This is a genomic window from Pseudoxanthomonas wuyuanensis, assembly GCF_900215535.1.
GTDB lineage: Bacteria > Pseudomonadota > Gammaproteobacteria > Xanthomonadales > Xanthomonadaceae > Pseudoxanthomonas_A > Pseudoxanthomonas_A wuyuanensis.
In genome coordinates, this window is the sequence record NZ_OCND01000009.1 from 65,235 (window position 1) to 83,162 (window position 17,928).

The 17,928-nt window shown below is 67.9% G+C and carries 15 protein-coding genes, 1 other RNA gene and 1 pseudogene; 10 read left to right on the forward strand and 7 right to left on the reverse strand.

Translation table 11 applies throughout. The features are described 5' to 3' along the window. Positions 1-54: 54 nt before the first annotated feature. From ribB to thiL, 4 genes are all read left to right on the forward strand, one after another. Complete coding sequence (gene ribB, locus CRO39_RS16515) at positions 55-1,164, forward strand: 3,4-dihydroxy-2-butanone-4-phosphate synthase (RefSeq protein ID WP_097123065.1); 1,110 nt, start codon at positions 55-57, stop codon at positions 1,162-1,164. A 370-nt stretch (positions 1,165-1,534) separates the two neighbouring features. After that, positions 1,535-2,002 (forward strand): 6,7-dimethyl-8-ribityllumazine synthase, encoded by a 468-nt coding sequence (ribH, locus tag CRO39_RS16520; RefSeq protein ID WP_097123066.1) that lies wholly within the window; start codon positions 1,535-1,537, stop codon positions 2,000-2,002. A gap of 22 nt (positions 2,003-2,024) precedes the next feature. Further along, positions 2,025-2,495, forward strand: a complete 471-nt coding sequence (gene nusB, locus CRO39_RS16525) for a transcription antitermination factor NusB (protein ID WP_238394695.1) — start codon at positions 2,025-2,027, stop codon at positions 2,493-2,495. 72 nt (positions 2,496-2,567) lie between these two features. Beyond that, positions 2,568-3,518, forward strand: a complete 951-nt coding sequence (gene thiL / locus CRO39_RS16530; RefSeq protein ID WP_097123068.1) for a thiamine-phosphate kinase — start codon at positions 2,568-2,570, stop codon at positions 3,516-3,518. A gap of 381 nt (positions 3,519-3,899) precedes the next feature. On the opposite strand, the gene CRO39_RS16535 is transcribed toward thiL, so the two are convergent. The 6 genes and pseudogenes from CRO39_RS16535 to CRO39_RS16560 all read right to left on the reverse strand — a co-directional run. Next, on the reverse strand, positions 3,900-4,166 hold the full coding sequence (locus tag CRO39_RS16535) for a hypothetical protein (protein ID WP_097123069.1): 267 nt from the start codon (positions 4,164-4,166) through the stop codon (positions 3,900-3,902). Further along, complete coding sequence (locus CRO39_RS16540) at positions 4,156-6,510, reverse strand: FdhF/YdeP family oxidoreductase (RefSeq protein ID WP_097123070.1); 2,355 nt, start codon at positions 6,508-6,510, stop codon at positions 4,156-4,158. Before CRO39_RS16540 ends, CRO39_RS16535 begins: the two co-directional genes overlap by 11 nt. A 54-nt stretch (positions 6,511-6,564) precedes the next feature. Continuing rightward, positions 6,565-7,440 carry a formate dehydrogenase accessory sulfurtransferase FdhD gene (gene fdhD, locus CRO39_RS16545; protein WP_097123137.1) on the reverse strand — a complete coding sequence of 292 codons (876 nt, stop codon included), beginning with the start codon at positions 7,438-7,440 and terminating at the stop codon, positions 6,565-6,567. A gap of 331 nt (positions 7,441-7,771) precedes the next feature. After that, the gene (locus CRO39_RS16550) at positions 7,772-9,148 is read right to left on the reverse strand and encodes an FAD-binding oxidoreductase (RefSeq protein ID WP_097123071.1); all 1,377 of its coding nucleotides are present in this window, start codon (positions 9,146-9,148) and stop codon (positions 7,772-7,774) included. Positions 9,149-9,222: 74 nt separating this feature from the next. Continuing rightward, positions 9,223-9,612: a YraN family protein gene (locus CRO39_RS16555; RefSeq protein WP_097123072.1), complete on the reverse strand. Its 390-nt coding sequence runs from the start codon at positions 9,610-9,612 to the stop codon at positions 9,223-9,225. After that, positions 9,602-10,867, reverse strand: a pseudogene (locus CRO39_RS16560) (penicillin-binding protein activator); the annotation flags it as partial. The gene CRO39_RS16555 and the pseudogene CRO39_RS16560, both read right to left, overlap by 11 nt. A gap of 183 nt (positions 10,868-11,050) precedes the next feature. Here CRO39_RS16560 and rsmI point away from each other — a divergent pair. The 3 genes from rsmI to rnpB all read left to right on the forward strand — a co-directional run bounded on the left by rsmI (position 11,051) and on the right by rnpB (position 13,859). Next, a complete protein-coding gene (gene rsmI / locus CRO39_RS16565) occupies positions 11,051-11,881 on the forward strand; it encodes a 16S rRNA (cytidine(1402)-2'-O)-methyltransferase (protein WP_097123074.1) in 831 nt (276 codons plus the stop codon). Between the two features lie 30 nt (positions 11,882-11,911). Beyond that, positions 11,912-13,096: a chromate efflux transporter gene (chrA, locus tag CRO39_RS16570; protein WP_238394694.1), complete on the forward strand. Its 1,185-nt coding sequence runs from the start codon at positions 11,912-11,914 to the stop codon at positions 13,094-13,096. A 57-nt stretch (positions 13,097-13,153) separates the two neighbouring features. Further along, positions 13,154-13,859: RNase P RNA component class A (gene rnpB, locus CRO39_RS16575), an RNA gene on the forward strand. A gap of 1,139 nt (positions 13,860-14,998) precedes the next feature. On the opposite strand, the gene CRO39_RS16580 is transcribed toward rnpB, so the two are convergent. Beyond that, entirely contained in the window at positions 14,999-15,766 is a 768-nt protein-coding gene (locus CRO39_RS16580) for an NRDE family protein (protein ID WP_097123076.1), read from the reverse strand. 321 nt (positions 15,767-16,087) lie between these two features. On the opposite strand from CRO39_RS16580, the gene mraZ reads away from it, so the two are divergent. The 3 genes from mraZ (at position 16,088) to ftsL (ending at position 17,921) form a co-directional block, all read left to right on the forward strand. Next, on the forward strand, positions 16,088-16,534 hold the full coding sequence (gene mraZ, locus CRO39_RS16585; RefSeq protein WP_097123077.1) for a division/cell wall cluster transcriptional repressor MraZ: 447 nt from the start codon (positions 16,088-16,090) through the stop codon (positions 16,532-16,534). Positions 16,535-16,599: 65 nt separating this feature from the next. Further along, on the forward strand, positions 16,600-17,661 hold the full coding sequence (rsmH, locus tag CRO39_RS16590; RefSeq protein ID WP_097123078.1) for a 16S rRNA (cytosine(1402)-N(4))-methyltransferase RsmH: 1,062 nt from the start codon (positions 16,600-16,602) through the stop codon (positions 17,659-17,661). Beyond that, the gene (gene ftsL, locus CRO39_RS16595; protein WP_097123079.1) at positions 17,658-17,921 is read left to right on the forward strand and encodes a cell division protein FtsL; all 264 of its coding nucleotides are present in this window, start codon (positions 17,658-17,660) and stop codon (positions 17,919-17,921) included. Before rsmH ends, ftsL begins: the two co-directional genes overlap by 4 nt. The last annotated feature ends 7 nt before the right edge of the window (positions 17,922-17,928 follow it).

The window sequence follows — 17,928 nt, forward strand, 5'->3', positions numbered from 1 at the left end:
CCGTCATCCCAGCGTGCCGGGATGATGGGCAGACAATCCCTTCCTGGAATTCCCATGCCTTTCGCCCCGATTCCCGAACTGCTCGAAGAAATCCGCAACGGTCGCATGGTCGTCATCGTCGATGACGAAGATCGCGAGAACGAAGGCGATCTGATCATGGCCGCCGAGCTGGTAAAGCCGTCGGACATCAACTTCATGGTCACCCATGCGCGCGGCCTGGTCTGCCTGTCGCTGACCCGCGAGCGTTGCGCGCAACTCGGTCTGGCGCCGATGGTGCAGAACAACACCGCGCAGTTCCATACCAATTTCACCGTCAGCATCGAGGCCGCCGAAGGCGTCACCACCGGCATTTCCGCCTACGACCGCGCGCACACCGTGCGCACCGCCGTGCGCCCCGATGCCAAACCCAGCGACCTCAGCCAGCCGGGCCACATCTTCCCGCTGATCTCCCAGCCCGGCGGCGTGCTGACCCGCGCCGGCCATACCGAGGCCGCCAGCGATCTGCCGATGCTGGCGGGATTGGAACCGGCCGGCGTGCTGGTGGAGGTGCTGAACCCCGATGGCAGCATGGCGCGGCGCCCGCAGCTGGAAGCGTTCGCGCGCGAGCACGGCTTGAAGATGGGTTCCATCGCCGACCTGATCGCCTACCGCCTGGCGACCGAGCACACGGTGGAACGCCTGGATGAGCGCGACATCGAAACCGAGTTCGGTCCGTTCCGGCTGGTCACCTACCGTGACCGCATTGCCCATGATCTGCACTTTGCGCTGGTGCGCGGCGCACCCGACAGCGCCACGCCCACCCTGGTGCGCGTGCAGGTGGAGAACCCGCTGGCCGACCTGCTGCACTGGCAGCGGGAGGATTTCGGCGTGGCCGGCACCGACGCGCTGCGCGCGATCGCGGCCGAAGGGCAGGGCGTGATGGTGGTGTTGTCGGCGCCGCGCAACACCGAGGCACTGTTGGCGCGGCTGCGCGCCGAACCCTCCGCCAACCGGCCGGAAACCGGTGCGCATGCCAAGGACGTGGGCCACTGGCGGCGCAACGGCGCCGGTGCGCAGATCCTGGCCGACCTGGGCCTGGGCAAGCTGCGCGTGCTGGGCACGCCGCGTCGGCAGGTCGGCCTGGCCGGGTTTGGCCTGGAAGTGGTGGAGTATGTGGTGGCTTGAGCGGGGCCAGGGACCAGAAGTGAGGAGCGAGAAACGAGGAACGAGAAACGAGAAACGAGAAACGAGAAGTGAGAAGTGAGAAGTGAGAAGTGAGGAACGAGAAACGCTCACGCCCTAGCCCTCCCTTGACCAGCCATTTGACTGTTGAAGTGCCTCGCAAGGAGGCTGTTTACCTGCTGGCTCAGCAAGGGGCCTGTTCCTAGGGCTGCCTCCCGCCTCCCGCCTCCCGCCTCCCGAGTCCCGAGTCCCGAGTCCCGAGTCCTGTTCCTCGTTTCTCACTCCTCGCCCCTCACTCCTCAATCCTCACCCGTCCCCCGGCTCCCCTTCCCCCGCCTGCTAAACTGCACAACCCCAAGGAACCCCAAGCCCCATGTCCCACTACGAAGGCGATCTGCGCGCCCCTGAAGGCGCCCGCTTCGCGATCATCGCCAGCCGCTGGAATCCGCGCATCGCCGATGTGCTGGTGGCCGGCGCGCGGCAGAGCCTGGCCGGCAACGGCGTGGGCGAGGACGCCATCGATGTGATCCGCGTGCCCGGCGCCTGGGAGATTCCGGCCGCCGCCGCGCGCATCGGCGCCGCTGGCGGCCATGCGGCGATCATCGCGCTGGGCTGCGTGATCCGCGGCGACACCCGCCATTACGAGCATGTCGCCGACGGTTGCGCCGAAGGACTGATGCGGGTACAGCTGGATTACGGGATTCCCGTACTCAACGGTGTGCTGGCGGTCGAACGCATCGAGGATGCCGAAGCGCGGGCCGGCGGCAGCCACGGCAACAAGGGCGAGGAAGCCGCATTGGCGGCCATCGAAATGGCGCAACTGCTCGAGCAGTTGTCTTGAACCGCGCTGCACAGGAGCGACCGTGAGCCGACATCATCATTCCCACCGCAAGGACGGCGTCGACCCGGTCACCCGCGCGCGTGCGCGCCGCCGTGCGCTGCAGGCGCTGTACGCCTGGCAGGTGTCCGGCGGCGAAATCGGGCAGGTGATCGCCCAGTTCGCCCATGAACAGGCGCACGAAATCGCCGACCTGGAGTACTTCGAGGACCTGGTGCGCGGGGTGGTCAGGCACCGGGCCGAACTGGATGAGGCCCTGCTGCCGCACCTGGACCGCGGCGTCGAGGAAGTGGACCCGATCGAACGTGCGGTGCTGCGCATCGCCGCCTACGAACTGCGCCACCGTATCGATGTGCCGTACCGGGTGGTGCTGAACGAGGCCATCGAGACCTCCAAGCGCTTCGGCGCCGAGCACGGCCATACCTACGTCAACGGCGTGCTGGATCGCGCCGCGCTGGAGTGGCGGCCGGTCGAGGCCGGCAACAAAGGCCGCTGAACCCTCAATGGGTGCGGTGCGAGCGCTGTCCCTGGCGCTCCTACCAACAGGCGGCTCCGTTATTCTCTGGCGATGAATCCTGGCGAGTTCGACCTGATAGCCCGCATCCGTTCGCGTATCGCTGCGCGCGCGGACGTGGTGCTGGGTATCGGCGACGACGCGGCGCTGCTGCAGCCGCCGGCGGGCATGCAACTGGCGGTTACCGCCGATACGCTCAATGCAGGCGTGCACTTCCCCGAATCGGCCGCGGCGGCCGATATCGGCTGGAAGGCGCTGGCGGTCAACCTGTCGGATCTGGCGGCGATGGGCGCGCGCCCGGCCTGGTGCACGCTGTCATTGTCGTTGCCAGTTTCCGATCCGGCCTGGGTCGATGCCTTCCTGGACGGGTTTCTGCCGCTGGCGCAGGCGCACGGTATCGGCCTGGTCGGCGGCGATACCACCCGCGGCCCGTTGTCGATTTCGGTGACCGCCATCGGCCTGGTCGAAAGCGGCTGCGCGCTGCGCCGCGACGCAGCGCAAGTCGGCGATGATGTCTGGGTCACCGGCACGCTGGGCGACGCCGGTGCCGCGCTGGCGCAACTGGATGCGTCCGAACCCGAGCCGTTCCTGCGTTCGCGGCTGGATCGCCCGACGCCGCGGCTGGCGGCCGGGCAGGCGTTGATCGGCCTCGCCCATGCCTGCGTCGATGTCTCCGACGGCCTGCTGGCCGACCTGGGCCATATCTGCGCGCGCAGCGGTGTCGCGGCGCAGGTGCAAGTGGCGGCGCTGCCGGCCTCCGCGGCACTGTTGCAAACCTTCGCCGTCGCACAACGCGCCGAATTCCAGGCCGGCGGTGGCGACGATTACGAACTGTGTTTCACCGCGCCCGCCGATGCGCGCGAACGCATCGAAGCGCTGGCGCAGATCCTTGACCTTCGCTTCACCCGCATCGGCATCATCCGGACAGGACAGGGTGTCCTGGCTGTCGATGCGCAAGGCAACCGCTGGCAGCCGTCGCGGCAAGGCTACGATCACTTCGCCTGACGGGGCCGTGATACCTGGAGCAAATGCAGCTAGGTGTTTCCCGCGCCCTTGATGGTTTACTCCCGCACAGGCGCCAGCCCAGCGCCGTCAGAATTCCTGCAAAAGTCGCCCGGCACCTGATGCGGAGACGCGCCTGCAAATGCGCGGATGTGGTGCTCGACCGCATGGTCGACGCCAGCGGAGCTAGCTTTGCCCATGTCGATGCCCGCGTCACGGTTCGATGCATTGATATTACGTTGTGGGAGCGACGCGAGTCGCGACGTTGATGCATCCGTCGCGACTCGCGTCGCTCCCACAAGCTTCCCATCGCCTCGGGTTCCCAACGGATGTGAACAAGCTGGGTTCGACGTGTGGGGACGGTCGTCGGCTTGCGAATACCCTCTACTGATTCGCCACCGGCGACCGTGCGGCCAACGCCGATCTGCCTCGCTCGGTCAGTCGCGCGGTGGTGCGGGCGCCATCGGTTTCCAGTTGCACCCAGCCGGGCCCGGGCGTGCCGCCGATGGCGTCTTCGCCCAGCCATGCCAGCGCGCGCAGCAGCGCGCTCATGCGCACATCCAGGCGCTTGCACAGCCGCGACAGCGAAACGCCTTCGGCATGCCGCGCAAGTTCGGCCAGCACGGCCTGCGCCAGCGGATCAGCGGACAAGGGCGGCCGGGATGTCGCGCGGCGCCGGCGCGCTGGCGTCGGGCCGGGGTTGGTGCGGCGTCGCGATCACCGGGATCGACTTGGAGGTCGGCGTGCGCGCTTCATCGGCAAAGCTGGACAGCGGTACCAGCGCATTGGTCTCCGGGTAGTACGCCGCCAGGCAGCCGCGCGGAATGTCGTAGGCCACCAGCATGAAACGCCGGGCGGTACGGCGCACGCCGTCGTCGGCCAGGCTCTCCAGATCGACCCAGTCGCCGGCGCCCAGGCCGAGCGCGGCGATGTCGTCGCTATGCGCGAACACGACCCGGCGTTCGCCGAACACGCCGCGGTAGCGATCGTCCAGGCCGTAGACCGTGGTGTTGTACTGATCATGCGAGCGCAGCGTGCTGAGGTTGAATACCGGCATGTCGGCGCGGCGCACGCGGGCGCGATGGATCGGGTTGTCGGTAGGCACCGGATGCGGGTTGAACACCGCGCGCCCGGCGGGATTTACCCAGATGCGGTCGCGCGCGGTATTGGGCAGGCGGAAGCCGCCCGGCACGCGCACGCGCGTGTTGAAGTCGTGGAATTCGTCGAACGTGCGGGCAATCAGGTCGCGGATGCGGTCGTAGTCCTCGGTCAGCCAGCGCCAGCGGATGGCGTTGCGCGTACCCAGCACCGCTTCGGCCAGCCGCGCGACGATGGCCGGCTCCGACAACAGCCCGTCCGCAGCCGGCGGATTGATGCCTGCGGACAGGTGCACCATGCTCATCGAGTCCTCGACGGTCACCGCCTGCGGGCCGCCGGCCTGCACGTCGATCTCGGTCCGTCCCAGGCACGGCAGGATCAGCGCTTCCCTGCCATGCACCAGATGGCTGCGGTTGAGCTTGGTGGTCACATGCACGGTCAGATCGCAGTTGCGCAACGCGCGGTGGGTGGCGGCGGTGTCCGGCGTGGCGGTGGCGAAGTTGCCGCCCATGCCGAAAAAGACCTTGGCGCGGCCGTCGCCCATCGCCTCGATCGCGCCGATGGTGTCGTAGCCTTCGGCGCGCGGTGGCTCGAAGCCGAACACGTCGCGCAGCCGGTCCAGGAATTCCTGCGGCGGCTTTTCGTAGATCATCATCGTGCGATCGCCCTGCACGTTGCTGTGCCCGCGCACCGGGCAGGCGCCGGCGCCAGGGCGGCCAAGGTTGCCGCGCAGCAGCAACAGATTGACGATCATGTGGATGGTGGCCACCGAATGCTTGTGCTGGGTGATGCCCATGCCCCAGCAGGCGATGACGCGTTCGGACTGCAGATAGATGTCGCCGGCGCGGCGCAGTTGCGCTTCCGCCAGCCCCGATTCCTCGACGATGGTCGGCCACGGTTCGGCTGCGACATCGGCGGCGAAGGCGTCGAAGCCGGTGGTGTGCGCGGCGATGAAGTCGCGGTCGAGCAGGGAGGCATCGCCGCGCGCCAGCGCCTCGGCATCGCGCTCGAGCACATGCTTGATCATGCCCTTGATCGCGGCCAGGTCGCCGCCGATCTTCAACTGGAAGTAGTCCGACGAGATCCGTGTCGAACCGCTGTGCAGCATCTCCAGTTTGTCCTTGGGATCGGCGAAACGCTCCAACCCGCGTTCGCGCAGCGGATTGAACGACACGATCGCCGCCCCGCGCTTGGCCGCGTCGCGCAGTTCGCCGAGCATGCGCGGATGATTGGTGCCCGGATTCTGGCCGAAGATCAGGATCGCGTCGGCCTGCTCGAAGTCCTGCAGCGACACGGTGCCCTTGCCGACCCCGATCTGCTGTTTCAGCGCCACGCCGGACGGCTCGTGGCACATGTTGGAGCAGTCCGGGAAGTTGTTGGTGCCGAAGGCGCGCACGAACAACTGGTACAGGAACGCCGCCTCGTTGCTGGTGCGGCCGGAGGTGTAGAAGATCGCCTGGTCGGGCGAATCCAGGCCGTTGAGATGCCGCGCGATCAGCGCGAAGGCCTGGTCCCATTGCACCGGCAGGTAGCGGTCGCTGGCGGCGTCGTAGCGCATCGGCGTGGTCAGCCGGCCCTGATCCTCGAGCCAGTGGTCGCTGTAGCCGGCCAGCTGCGCGACCGTGTAACGGGCGAACAGTTGCGGACCGGCGCGGTGCCGGGTCGATTCGGCAGCCACCGCCTTGGCGCCGTTTTCGCAGAATTCGAAGGTGGAGGCATGGTCGCGGTCGGGCCAGGCGCAGCCGGGGCAGTCGAAGCCGTCGGGCTGGTTCATCGACAGCAGCGTCCTGGCACCGCGCACCGCCACGTCCTGCGCCATCAGGTGCTTGGCCACGCTGCGCAGCGAATCCCAGCCGCCTGCCGGGCCGTCGTATTCGCGGATGGTCTTCTTGGTCATGGCGTTCTCGAACCGCAGGGGCTGTCGCTCATCGTTGCCGCGCCGGTGCGGTTTTCAATGGCCGGATGGATGCGCGCCGTCCGGCCGTTCCGGCAGCAGGCGTTGCGGGTGGGTATAGACGGCGTGGCCGTCCTGGCGCGCGAAACCGATCAAGGTGAGGTTGGCGCGTTCGGCCAGCGAGATCGCCAGCGCGGTCGGCGCCGATACCGCCGCCATCAGCGCGATGCCGGCGCTGGCGGTCTTCATCGCCATCTCGTAGCTGGCGCGGCTGGTGACCACCAGGAAACCGTTGCCCGCATCTTCGCCCGTGCGCAGCATCGCGCCGATCAGCTTGTCGAGCGCATTGTGGCGGCCGATGTCCTCGCGCAGCAGGCGCAGGCTGCCGTCCGGCGCCGCCCAGCCGGCGGCGTGGGTGGCGCCGGTGCGTGCGTTGAGCGCCTGCGCAGGCTGCAGTTCGCGCAACGCGCGCCGCAGCGCGGCGACCTGGATGCGGACATCGGCGCGGACCGGCGCCGGCTGGCGCAATGCGGTTTCCAGCAGTTCGCTGCCGCAGATGCCGCAGCCGCTGCGCCCGCCCAGGCCGCGCCGGCGTCGCTCCAGCGCGTCGGCGCGGGCTTGTGGAATCGTCAGCCGGATTTCCACGCCCTCCAGCGATGGCTCGATCCGCTCGATTGCGATCTCGGCGACAGCTTCGACGATGCCCTCGCTCAGCGCGAAGCCAAGTGCAAAATCCTCCAGGTCCGCCGGCGTGGCCATCATCACCGCGAACGGCTGGCCGTTGCAGACAAACGCCACCGGCACTTCCTCGGCAATGTGATCGGCAAGCCGACAGCGTTCGCCCTGGCGCCAGCGTTCGACCGGGCGCAGAGCGCTGCCGGGAGAGGGCGGCGTGGGCGCTGGTGGGGAAGGTGTAGTGGCGTGGGTCTTCATCGGCCTCGACTCAACGGACAGAAGCCGCGCCAGCCGCAACCGCAGGCAGCCGCCACGGCGATCCATGGCGGCTTGCGGCAGCAGCGAAGCGCCATCGATCGCGCCGCTCTTGCTGTCGCTCCGCCAGGGGCCCGGGTCCGGCGCTTTCTTCGCGTCCCGAATTCCGGGTCCCGTGCTTCAGCCGAGGGCTGATCTGTCCCGGCAGCATGCGCTCAACCATATCCATGGCGCTGTTGTACACCTGCGCAGGCGGCAGGCACAGACCCCTGTTGGTCTTCACGCCCGCCGCGCGTTGCCGGATGGCAGGCGCAGCAAGACTTTGCACAGGTTCTCAGGGCAGCACCTTGCCCGGATTGAGGATACCGTCGGGATCCAGTGCGGCCTTGACCGCGCGCATCGTCGCCAGTGTGGCCGGCTCGAAGGCATCGCGCATGAATTCGCGCTTGGCCACGCCGATGCCGTGCTCGCCGGACAGCGTGCCGCCCAGCGACAGCGTCAAGGCGAACAGCCGCGGCAACGCCGTCTGCGCGCGCAGGCTCTGCGCTTCATCGTCGGGGTCGAACAGGATGTTGACGTGCAGGTTGCCGTTGCCGGCATGGCCGAAGGCGACGATGGGTAGCGCGTACTCGGCGGCCATCGCTTCGACCCCCGCCACCAGTTCCGGAATCCGCGACACCGGCACCACCACGTCCTCGTTGATCTTGCCGCTGGCGATCGTGCGCAGGGCCGGCGACAGCGACCGGCGCGCGGCCCACAGCTTCTCCCGGGAGGCGTCATCGGGCGCATCGTCCAGCGCGATCAAACCTTCGCCGTTGGCGGCGCCGGCGATCGTTTCCAGCGCGTACGGCAGGGTTGCCGCATCGCCATCGGTTTCGATCATCAGCAACGCGCCGGCATCGGGGATATCCGCGCCGCCGACCTCGCGCGCCAGCCGGATGCAGGCGCGATCCATGAATTCCAGCATCGATGGCGTCTGCGGCTGGGCCATGATGCGTGCGACCGCCGCCGCCGCGCTGGACACGTCCGTGTACAGGGCACGCAGGCTGCCGTGCTGCGCCGGCAGCGGCAGCAGCTTCAGTGTGGCCTGGACGATCAACGCCAGCGTGCCTTCGCTGCCGATCAGCAGATGGGTCAGGTCGTAGCCGGTGGCATCCTTGCTGGTCAGGCTGCCGCAGGTAATCGGTTCGCCGCTGCCGGTGACCGCGCTCAGTCCCAGCACATTGTCGCGGGTGGCGCCGTACTTGACCGCATGCGGGCCGCCGGCGTTGCAGGCCAGATTGCCGCCGACGGTGGAGATGTCGGCGCTGGCCGGATCCGGCGGCCAGAACAGGCGGTGCGGCGCCAGCGCACGCTGCAGATCGCCATTGAGCACGCCCGGTTCGACGATGGCGTAGCGGTCGTGCGGATTCACCTCGAGGATCCGGTTCATCCGCTCGAACGACACCACCACACCGCCCTGGTACGGAATGACGGCGCCGGTGCTGCTGGTGCCGGCGCCGCGGGCGACCAGGGGAACCCGGTGCGCGCGGCAGGCGCGCACCAGCGCGATGACCTGTTGGCGAGTGCCCGGCAACGCCACGCCGGCGGGAAGCGCATAACGCTTGGAATTGTCTTCGCCATAGGCGCGCCGGGAAACGTCGTCGGTGCGCCAGTATTCGCCCAGCAAGGCGGACAATTCGGCATCGAGCGCAGAGGAAGGCGTGTTCACCTGGGCATTGTAGGGGCAGGAACGCCGTCCCCGGCGCAGCTGCCGTCGGAGGCCGCTGCTGCAATGGCGCTTCGCTAGATATCGTCGGCGCGGAAGGCGTCTTTGATCCAATGCAGTTGCGGCGCATCGGGAGCGCCGTCGGCTTCGACCACATCGAAACGGCAGGGAGCCTGCCGGTATTGCGGATGCCCGGCCAGGAACAGCTGCGCCGCGCGGACCAGCTTGCGCCGCTTGGCCAGGTTCACCGACGCGGCGCCGCCGCCGAATGCGGACGAGCGGCGGTAGCGCACTTCGACGAACACCACCGTGTCGCCCTCGCGCCCGCTACCGTCCAGCATGACCAGATCCAGCTCGCCGGCGCGGAAGCCGGCGTTGGCGGCGATGGGCCGCAGTCCGGCGCGGATCAGGTAGCGCTGGGCTGCGGTTTCGGCGGTATTGCCGCGGGTCTTGCGGTCAACCGCCATCGGCGACCGGCACCGTGCGCCCGCCGCTGAACGTCGACCAGGCCGGTGCCCGCATCACATTGCCGAAACCGTCGATCTGCAGGGTGCCGGTGGCGCCGCGCAGGTCGGCATTGGCGTTGACCGCCAGTTGCTCCAGATAGGCGGTCAGCAGCCAGGCGTCGTAACCGAACGCGAACAGGCGCGCAGCCGGCCCGCGCGCGGTCGGCAACTGCTCGCCGACTACGCTGGCGGCAGGCAGCCCGGCCACGCCGCGCGAGGTCCAGAGCTCGGTCGGGAAAATGATCCCGTCCAGCGCCATGTCCTCTTCCGCCTTGCCGGTGCCCGACAGCAGTTGCGAGGTGCCGACGCGGCTCTTGCCGCCCAGCCCGGCGAATGCCAGCTGCGGGGTAATCGCGCGCGCGGTGGCGCCCTTCACCGCCAGGAACACCGCATCCACGCCAGCTTGCGCGGCCGCCGTCAGCGCCGTGGACAGATCGCCCGGGGCATCGCCCACGCTGAGCGCCTGCACGATGTTGCCGCCGCGCTCGCGGAAGCGTTCGCCGAACGCCTGCGCGGCGCGGCGGCCGCTATCGTCGCTGCCGCCAATCACCAGCGCATTGCGGCGTTCGCGGTTGAGCAGGTATTCGGCAGCGGCCACGCCGTCGTCTTCCGGCGCCAGCGAAAAGCCCGCGTTGCCCGGCGGCGGCGGGGTGGCGCCGCGATTGAGCACCAGCGCCGGCACCGCCAGTTCGGGCCTGGCGAACAGTGCGCTGACCTCGTCGCGGCCCAGCGGGCCGAGCACGAAATCGGCGCCGGCGGCCACCGCACGGTCGTAGGCGGCCACCGCGCCGCCGGCCGAGCCGGCGGTGTCGAAGAAATCGATCTGTGGCCGGCGGCGGCGTTCGCCGTAGTAGCCGGCCAGCAGGCCGTCGCGCACCGGCGCGGCGGCGGTGGCCATCTCACCGGACAGCGGCAGCAGCACCGCCAGCTTGAGCGGCGGCCGATAGCCGTCGCGTTCGGCCGGCGGGCGGTTGCCGGCATTGAAACGCCATTGCTCGCCGCGGTCGAACGGACGCGGCAGCGGCAGCCCGCGGCGCAGCAGCGCGCGGCCGGCGAAGTTGTACATCGGGTCGCCGACCGGCAGCGCGGCGGCATCGCGCGCCAGTGTGGCGTCGTCCAGGCCCGACAACAGGCGTTCGATCTCGCGCGCGTTGTCGATCCGCGCCTGGCCGGTCAGCTGGGTATCGCCTGCGGCCAGCGCCGCGGCGGCGGCAAAGGCCGGATCCAGGTTGAGCGCCGGCTTGGCCGGGCCGCTGACCTGGGTGGTGGCGCAGGCGGCCAGCAGTACCGTCAGCAACAGGGGAAAAATCCTTCCGAATCGCTTGTCCATGGGCATAACTCAGCGGCCGTAGGTGGGAACCGGCTACGATTCTACCCTTGCGGAAGGATCGTCACTTAAATGACTGCTGGAACTCTGTTCATCGTCGCCACGCCCATCGGCAACCTGGCCGATCTGTCGCCGCGCGCATTGGAGACCCTGCGCGGGGTGGCCGCCATCTGCGCCGAGGACACCCGCCGCAGCGGCCAGTTGCTGTCGCACTTCGGCGTCAACAAGCCGTTGCTGGCCCTGCATGAGCACAACGAGGATGCGCTGGCGCAGCGCCTGGTCGCGCGGCTGGCGGCGGGCGAGTCGCTGGCGTTGATCAGCGATGCCGGCACGCCGCTGGTCAGCGACCCGGGCTATCGCCTGGTCCGCGCCGCGCGCGCGGCCGGCGTGCCGGTGAGCCCGGTTCCCGGCGCCTGCGCGGCGATTGCCGCGTTGAGCGTGGCCGGATTGCCCAGCGACCGGTTCGTCTTCGAAGGCTTCCTGCCGGCCAAGGCGTCGGCGCGGCGCGAACACCTGGCGCGGCTGGCCGGTGAAACCGGCACGCTGGTGTTCTACGAGTCCTCGCACCGCATCGCCGAATCGCTGGCGGACATGCGCGCGGCTTTCGGCGACGACCGCCCGGCGGTCATCGCCCGTGAGCTGACCAAGCTGTTCGAGACCGTGCTCGATGGCACGCTGGCCGAACTGCAGGCCAAGGTCGAAGTCGACGACAACCAGCGCAAGGGCGAGTTTGTGGTCGTCGTGCAGGGCGCCGGCGATGATGCCGAAGCGCAGTTGGCCGAAGGCCGGCGCGTCTACGCGATGCTCAGCCAGCATCTGCCGCCGTCGACCGCGGCCAAATTGGCGGCCGACATTACCGGTGCGCCGAGGAAAGCCTTGTACGGGATGAAGGACCCGCCGTGAAATCTGCGGGCCCGCATTGAGTTTCCGCCGTTGAACGCCGGCACCGTCTTTGTCGCCTTTCTGCGCCTGGGCCTGACATCCTTCGGTGGCCCCATCGCGCATCTTGGGTATTTCCGCGACGAGTTCGTCGTGCGCCGGCGCTGGCTGCCGGACTCCGAATACGCCGAGTTGGTGGCGCTATGCCAGTTCCTGCCCGGACCGGCCAGCAGCCAGGTCGGTATGGCCATCGGCCTTCGCCAGGCCGGCTTGCGGGGCGCGCTGGCGGCCTGGTGCGGGTTCACCTTGCCATCGGCCTTGCTGATGATGGCGTTCGCGTTCGGAATCCTGCGCTGGGGCCAGGGTTTGCCGGCCGGCGTGTTGCATGGCCTGAAGCTGGTGGCGGTGGCGGTGGTGGCGCAGGCGGTGTGGGGAATGACGCGGATGTTCTGCCGCGATGCTGCTTCCTGGCTGCTGATGCTGGCCGCTGCGGTGGCGATGTTGCTGTGGCCGCAGGCGACGACGCAGCTGTGGGTGATTGCCGTTGGCGCGCTCGTCGGCCAGTTCTGGTACCGGCGGATGCTGCCGGCAGCGGGGCCGGGATTTGCGGTGGCTGTGTCGCGCCGCTGGGGAGGCGTGGCGCTGGCGTTGTTCGCCGCATTGTTGCTGTTGCTGCCGGTAATGGCGGAGCGCAGCCCAAACGCGACGCTGTCGGTGTTCGATGCGTTCTACCGGGTCGGTTCGCTGGTGTTTGGTGGCGGTCATGTGGTGCTGCCGCTGCTGCAGGCCGAAGTGGTGGCGCCCGGCTGGGTCGCGGCGGATGAATTCCTCGCCGGTTACGGCGCGGCGCAGGCGCTGCCGGGGCCGTTGTTCGCCTTTTCCGCATTCCTGGGCACGGCGATGTCGGCCGGACCGGGCGGCTGGGCCGGGGGATGGTTGTGTCTGGTGGCGATATTCCTGCCGTCGCTGCTGCTGGTGATAGGCGTACTGCCGTTCTGGTCGCGCATCCGCCAATACCGTTGGATGCAGGCGGCGCTGGCCGGCGTCAACGCCGCGGTGGTGGGGCTGCTGCTGGCCGCGCTCTACGACCCGCTATGGACCACGGCAGTGCGCGACTGGCACGACGTGGCGCTGGTGATGCTGGCGGCTGCCGCCTTGATGTGGGCCAGGTTGCCGCCCTGGTGCGTGGTGCTGGCAATGGCGGCGGTGGCGTTAGCCGTGGGACTGGCCTTCCCCTGAACCTGTCCGCGCGCAACGCCGCGCTGGCGGTGTCCAGCGTGCGACAATGCGCATGGCGGAGTCGGCCAGACAGTCGCGTCATTGGAAACAATGCCGAGGAAAGTCCGGGCTCCACAGGGCACGGTGCCAGGTAACGCCTGGGCGGCGCAAGCCGACGGAAAGTGCAACAGAAAGATACCGCCGATGGCCCTGTCACCCCTGTATCGCCCAGTCATGTCCGGACTTGGCGGCGCGCGTAGCGCGGCGACCAAGTCCTCCCTCGGGGTTTGAGGGAGAGCTCGGGTACTTGGCGACGCGCGTAGCGCGGCGACCAAGTCCTTCCCTCGGGGTTTGGGGGAAAGCTCGGGTACTTGGCGACGCGCGTAGCGCGGCGACCAAGTCCTCCCTCAGGGTTTGAGGGAGAGCTCGGGTACTTGGCGGCGCGCGTAGCGCGGCGACCAAGTCCTCCCTCAGGGTTTGAGGGAGAGCTCGGGTACTTGGCGACGCGCGTAGCGCGGCGACCAAACCCATCCCTCAGGGTTGGAGGATGGTTTGGCGATACAGGGGTGGCAGGGCACAGGTAAGGGTGAAATGGTGCGGTAAGAGCGCACCGCGAGTCCGGTAACGGACCGGCACGGCAAACCCCACCGGGAGCAAGACCAAATAGGGAGGCTATGCTGCGGCCCGCAGTGCCTCCGGGTAGGTTGCTTGAGCGTAGCGGCGACGCTGCGCCTAGAGGAATGACTGTCCACGACAGAACCCGGCTTACCGGCCGGCTCCGCCGCTTTCATTGACGCTTGCGTCAATGAAAGCCCCACGATGCGTTCGCATCGCGGGCCCCAGGCTGGTGCTTCCACACCCCACTCGCGGCGTTGCCGCGAGTCGCCCCTGACTCAGGGGCTAAAAAACGTTTGCGGTAGTTCTTTTTTCGCCCAGGAAAAGCCCAAACTTTGCTTTGCAAAGTTCGGGCCCCGCGATGTCCTTCCACACCCCCGCTCGCTGCGCGAGCGCGCCCCTGACTCAGGGGCTGAGCAGCAGAACGTGGCGAAACATGCCCGATGCTCTGCGTCAATGAAAGCCCCACGATGCGTTCGCATCGCGGGCCCCGGCTGGTGCATCCAGACCCCACTCGCGGCGTTGCCGCGAGTCGCCCCTGACTCAGGGGCTGAACAGCGGAACGTGGCGAAACATGCCCGATGCTCTGCGTCAATGAATGCCCCACGATGCATTCGCATCGCGGGCCCCGGCTGGTGCATCCAGACCCCACTCGCGGCGTTGCCGCGAGTCGCCCCTGACTCAGGGGCTGAACAGTAGAACGTGGCGAAACATGCCCGATGCTCTGCGTCAATGAAAGCCCCACGATGCATTCGCATCGCGGGCCCCAGGCTTGTGCTTCCACACCCCACTCGCGGCGTTGCCGCGAGTCGCCCCTGACTCAGGGGCTGAGCAGCAGAACGTGGCGAAACATGCCCGATGCTCTGCGTCAATGAAAGCCCCACGATGCGTTCGCATCGCGGGCCCCAGGCTTGTGCTTCCACACCCCACTCGCGGCGTTGCCGCGAGTCGCCCCTGACTCAGGGGCTGAACAGCGGGCATGTCGAAGCCTTGCCCGACCATCTTCATTCATCTCTTTCCAACTGTGGGAGCGACGTGAGTCGCGATGGGGCTTTACCGGTAAAGCTCCATCGCAACACACCAATGCCGGCATGCCGGCACCACTCCCGCAGGATTTCAACAATCACATGGCCGCGTAGGGCGGGTCTGGAGCCGCGCCATGCAAAAAAGCCCGGTGCATCGAAGCGCTTTCGACACAGATGGAACGGGTATGGCGGGGAAGACATCCCGCTATTTATCTGCACTTGCCTGTGTCCAACCACCTTTGGGCGACACGGTCGCAACTGCCGTCGCTCTACCGGATTCCCTTCAATAATCGCCGGTGCGCAGCGTGGTTTCGCCTTCGAACATGCCGTCGAGACCGAAACGGCGTTCGCTGATCCAGCCGCGGCCGTCGTGACCGATGGCGATCAGCGTGCTGGCGCGGGTGCCGTAGACGGCGTTGTCGATGAATGCGGGGGAGAGCAGGCGCTCGCGTTCCAGGCCGATGCCGGTATCGGGCAGGTCTTCATCAGCGGCCGGGGTCCGGTCGGCCAATGCCTGCCACAGCGGTGACACTTCGTCCGAATCGCTGGCGACCCAGGCCGCCAGCCTGCGGCTCAGCCCCTGGGTCTTGGGCCACGGCTCGTCCAGATCCCCGTTCGACAGGCCATGGATGCCGGCAGCCACCGTCCGCTGGCGCGGGAATGGATGATTGCTGATGAAGCGGCAGCCGTCGGCATCGGCCAGCAGCAGATTGAAAGGCGCGTAGGCCGGGGCATGCGCCAGCAGATCGTTGGCGAATTCGTCGACGCTGCGCGCCTGCTGCAGGAACCCGCTGACCAGGCCGCCGCGCGATGGCGCCTGCGCCAGCGCCACCCGCGGGTCGCGGACGTTGGTGACCACCGCCAGCCGGCCGCGGTCGTCGATGCCGGCCCAGGTACCGCCTGACACCAGATCCCTGCCGGCCAGTAACGATGGCTCATCCGGCCAGCGGGACAGCGCCGCGGTCGGCCGCTGATGGAATTCGTCGCGGTTGCCGGCCAGCAGCAATCGCCAGCGCGGATGGAAGTTCCAGGCCAGGGCTAGGACGCACATGGCCGGATTCTGGACCCGCAGGACGGCTACGGCCAGTGGTGCGTCGCAACATCGCTTGAGACGCGCGTGAAGCTCTGCTCACGTCGGTGAATCATCGTCGAATCTCAAAATTTGAGACTAAACAGTGACTTGTGGATAAGCCTTGAACAATTCTATGAAGTTGCCTGCAAGCCATTGATACACAAGACGATTTCTTTGCTATCCGGCTGTTGACAACCCTGTGTGCGGTGCTAATGTGGGTATATGTGGGAAAACCGGGTTTTAAGTGGTTTTTCGTGTTTCAATTAACGCCTACAAGCGAACGGGCAGGGTGCAACGGCAGTGTTTCAAGGCGAGACCGCCATCACAGTTGACGACAAGGGCCGGATGGCGGTGCCCACCGCCTACCGCGAACTGGTCGCGCGCGAGTGCGGCAACCGCCTGGTCATCGCCTACAACCCGTTCGAGTCCGGTTCGCTGTACCTGTACCCGGAAAAGGAATGGCAGCGGGTCCGCGACTCGGTCAATGCCCTGCCCAGCACCCGCGCCGCCCACCGTGCGCTGCAGCTGAAGCTGGTCGGTGCCGCCACGCCGGTCGAACTGGACGGCAACGGCCGCATCAGCATTCCCGCCAGCCATCGCAGCGCGGTGGGTATCGAAAAGAAAGCCGTGCTGCTGGGCATGGGCGACAAGTTCGAACTTTGGAGCGAGCAGGCGCACCACGCGCAGATCCGCCAGACCATCGGCGACGACGATCTGAGCGACCACATGCTTGAGTTGAGATTGTGAGCAAGGGTGACGGCACGCGGCAGTCCGCGCAGGCCGCTCACCTTCCAGTGCAGCATTTGCCGGTGATGTACGCGCAGGTCATGGAAGGGCTGCAGGTGAAGGAAGACGGGACGTATCTGGACGGCACGTTCGGGCGTGGAGGGCACGCGCGCGGCGTGTTGCAACAACTGGGCCCGGGAGGCCGTCTGCTGCTGATGGACAAGGATCCTGAAGCGATCGCGCATGCCGAACTGACGTTCGCGGGCGATGACCGCGTCGTCATCCGGCGCGGCAGTTTTGCCGCCATCGCCGACTGGGACGCCGCCGCGCAGGGCCTGGACGGCGTGCTGCTGGATCTGGGCGTGTCGTCGCCGCAGTTGGACGTGGCCGAGCGCGGTTTCAGTTTCGGCAAGGACGGTCCGCTGGACATGCGCATGGATCCGGAAGCCGGCGAAAGCGCCGCCGACTGGCTGGCGCGCGCCGACGAGCGCGACATCGCCGATGTGCTGTGGACCTATGGCGAAGAGCGGATGAGCCGGCGCATTGCCCGCGCCATCGTTGCCCGCCGCGCGGAAACGCCGTTGACGCGTACGGCAGAGCTGGCCGATCTGATCGCCGCGGTGATGCCGCGCGGCAAGAAGCAGGACATCCATCCGGCCACCCGCAGCTTCCAGGCCATCCGCATCCATATCAACCGCGAACTGGCGGATCTGGAAACCGGCCTGGACGGTGCGCTGGCGCGGCTCAAGCCGGGCGGGCGCCTGGCGGTGATCAGCTTCCACTCGCTGGAAGACCGCATCGTCAAGCGTTTCATCGCCCAGCACGCCAAGGCGCCGCCGGGCAATCGCCGGTTGCCGGCGCCGGATGCCTTCGTGCCGACCCTGCGCGCCATCGGCGATGCGCAGCGCGCGCTGCCCGAAGAAACCGCCGCCAACCCGCGCGCGCGCAGTGCGGTGCTGCGGGTGGCCGAAAAGCTGGGAATCGGGAGTCGGGAATCGGGAATCGAAGAAAGCAAGAGCGCAAGCAAAGGCTCGAGGCGGGCTGCCGGACGCGGCGCGGCGCGGCTTTCCCGATTCCCGACTCCCCGCTTTCAACAGCCGAATGGCTGGTCTTCCCGTTTCCCGGCGCTCCAGAGGAGCGCGCCATGACCCGCGTGCTGCTGGCGGTGCTGATCGTCGCCACGGTCGCTTCGGCGATCGGGGTGATCTATGCGCGCCACCGCCACCGTTTGCTGTTCGTCGAGCTGTCGCGGCTGGAGCGCGATCGCGATGAGCTGAACATCGAGTTCGGCCGGTTGCAGTTGGAACAGGCGACCGTGGCCGAAAGCAACCGCATCGACCAGATTGCGCGTACGCGCCTGGGCATGAAGTTCCCCGAAGCCGCGGATGTGGTGGTGGTGCGCCCATGAACGCGTC

Coding starts and splice junctions, on each gene's coding strand:
- ribB (WP_097123065.1), top strand. CDS start 55: ATGCCTTTCGCCCCGATTCCCGAACTGCTCGAAGAAATCCGCAACGGT.
- ribH (WP_097123066.1), top strand. CDS start 1,535: ATGTCCCACTACGAAGGCGATCTGCGCGCCCCTGAAGGCGCCCGCTTC.
- thiL (WP_097123068.1), top strand. CDS start 2,568: ATGAATCCTGGCGAGTTCGACCTGATAGCCCGCATCCGTTCGCGTATC.
- CRO39_RS16540 (WP_097123070.1), bottom strand. CDS start 6,510: ATGACCAAGAAGACCATCCGCGAATACGACGGCCCGGCAGGCGGCTGG.
- fdhD (WP_097123137.1), bottom strand. CDS start 7,440: ATGAAGACCCACGCCACTACACCTTCCCCACCAGCGCCCACGCCGCCC.
- CRO39_RS16555 (WP_097123072.1), bottom strand. CDS start 9,612: ATGGCGGTTGACCGCAAGACCCGCGGCAATACCGCCGAAACCGCAGCC.
- rsmI (WP_097123074.1), top strand. CDS start 11,051: ATGACTGCTGGAACTCTGTTCATCGTCGCCACGCCCATCGGCAACCTG.
- CRO39_RS16580 (WP_097123076.1), bottom strand. CDS start 15,766: ATGTGCGTCCTAGCCCTGGCCTGGAACTTCCATCCGCGCTGGCGATTG.
- rsmH (WP_097123078.1), top strand. CDS start 16,600: ATGTACGCGCAGGTCATGGAAGGGCTGCAGGTGAAGGAAGACGGGACG.
- ftsL (WP_097123079.1), top strand. CDS start 17,658: ATGACCCGCGTGCTGCTGGCGGTGCTGATCGTCGCCACGGTCGCTTCG.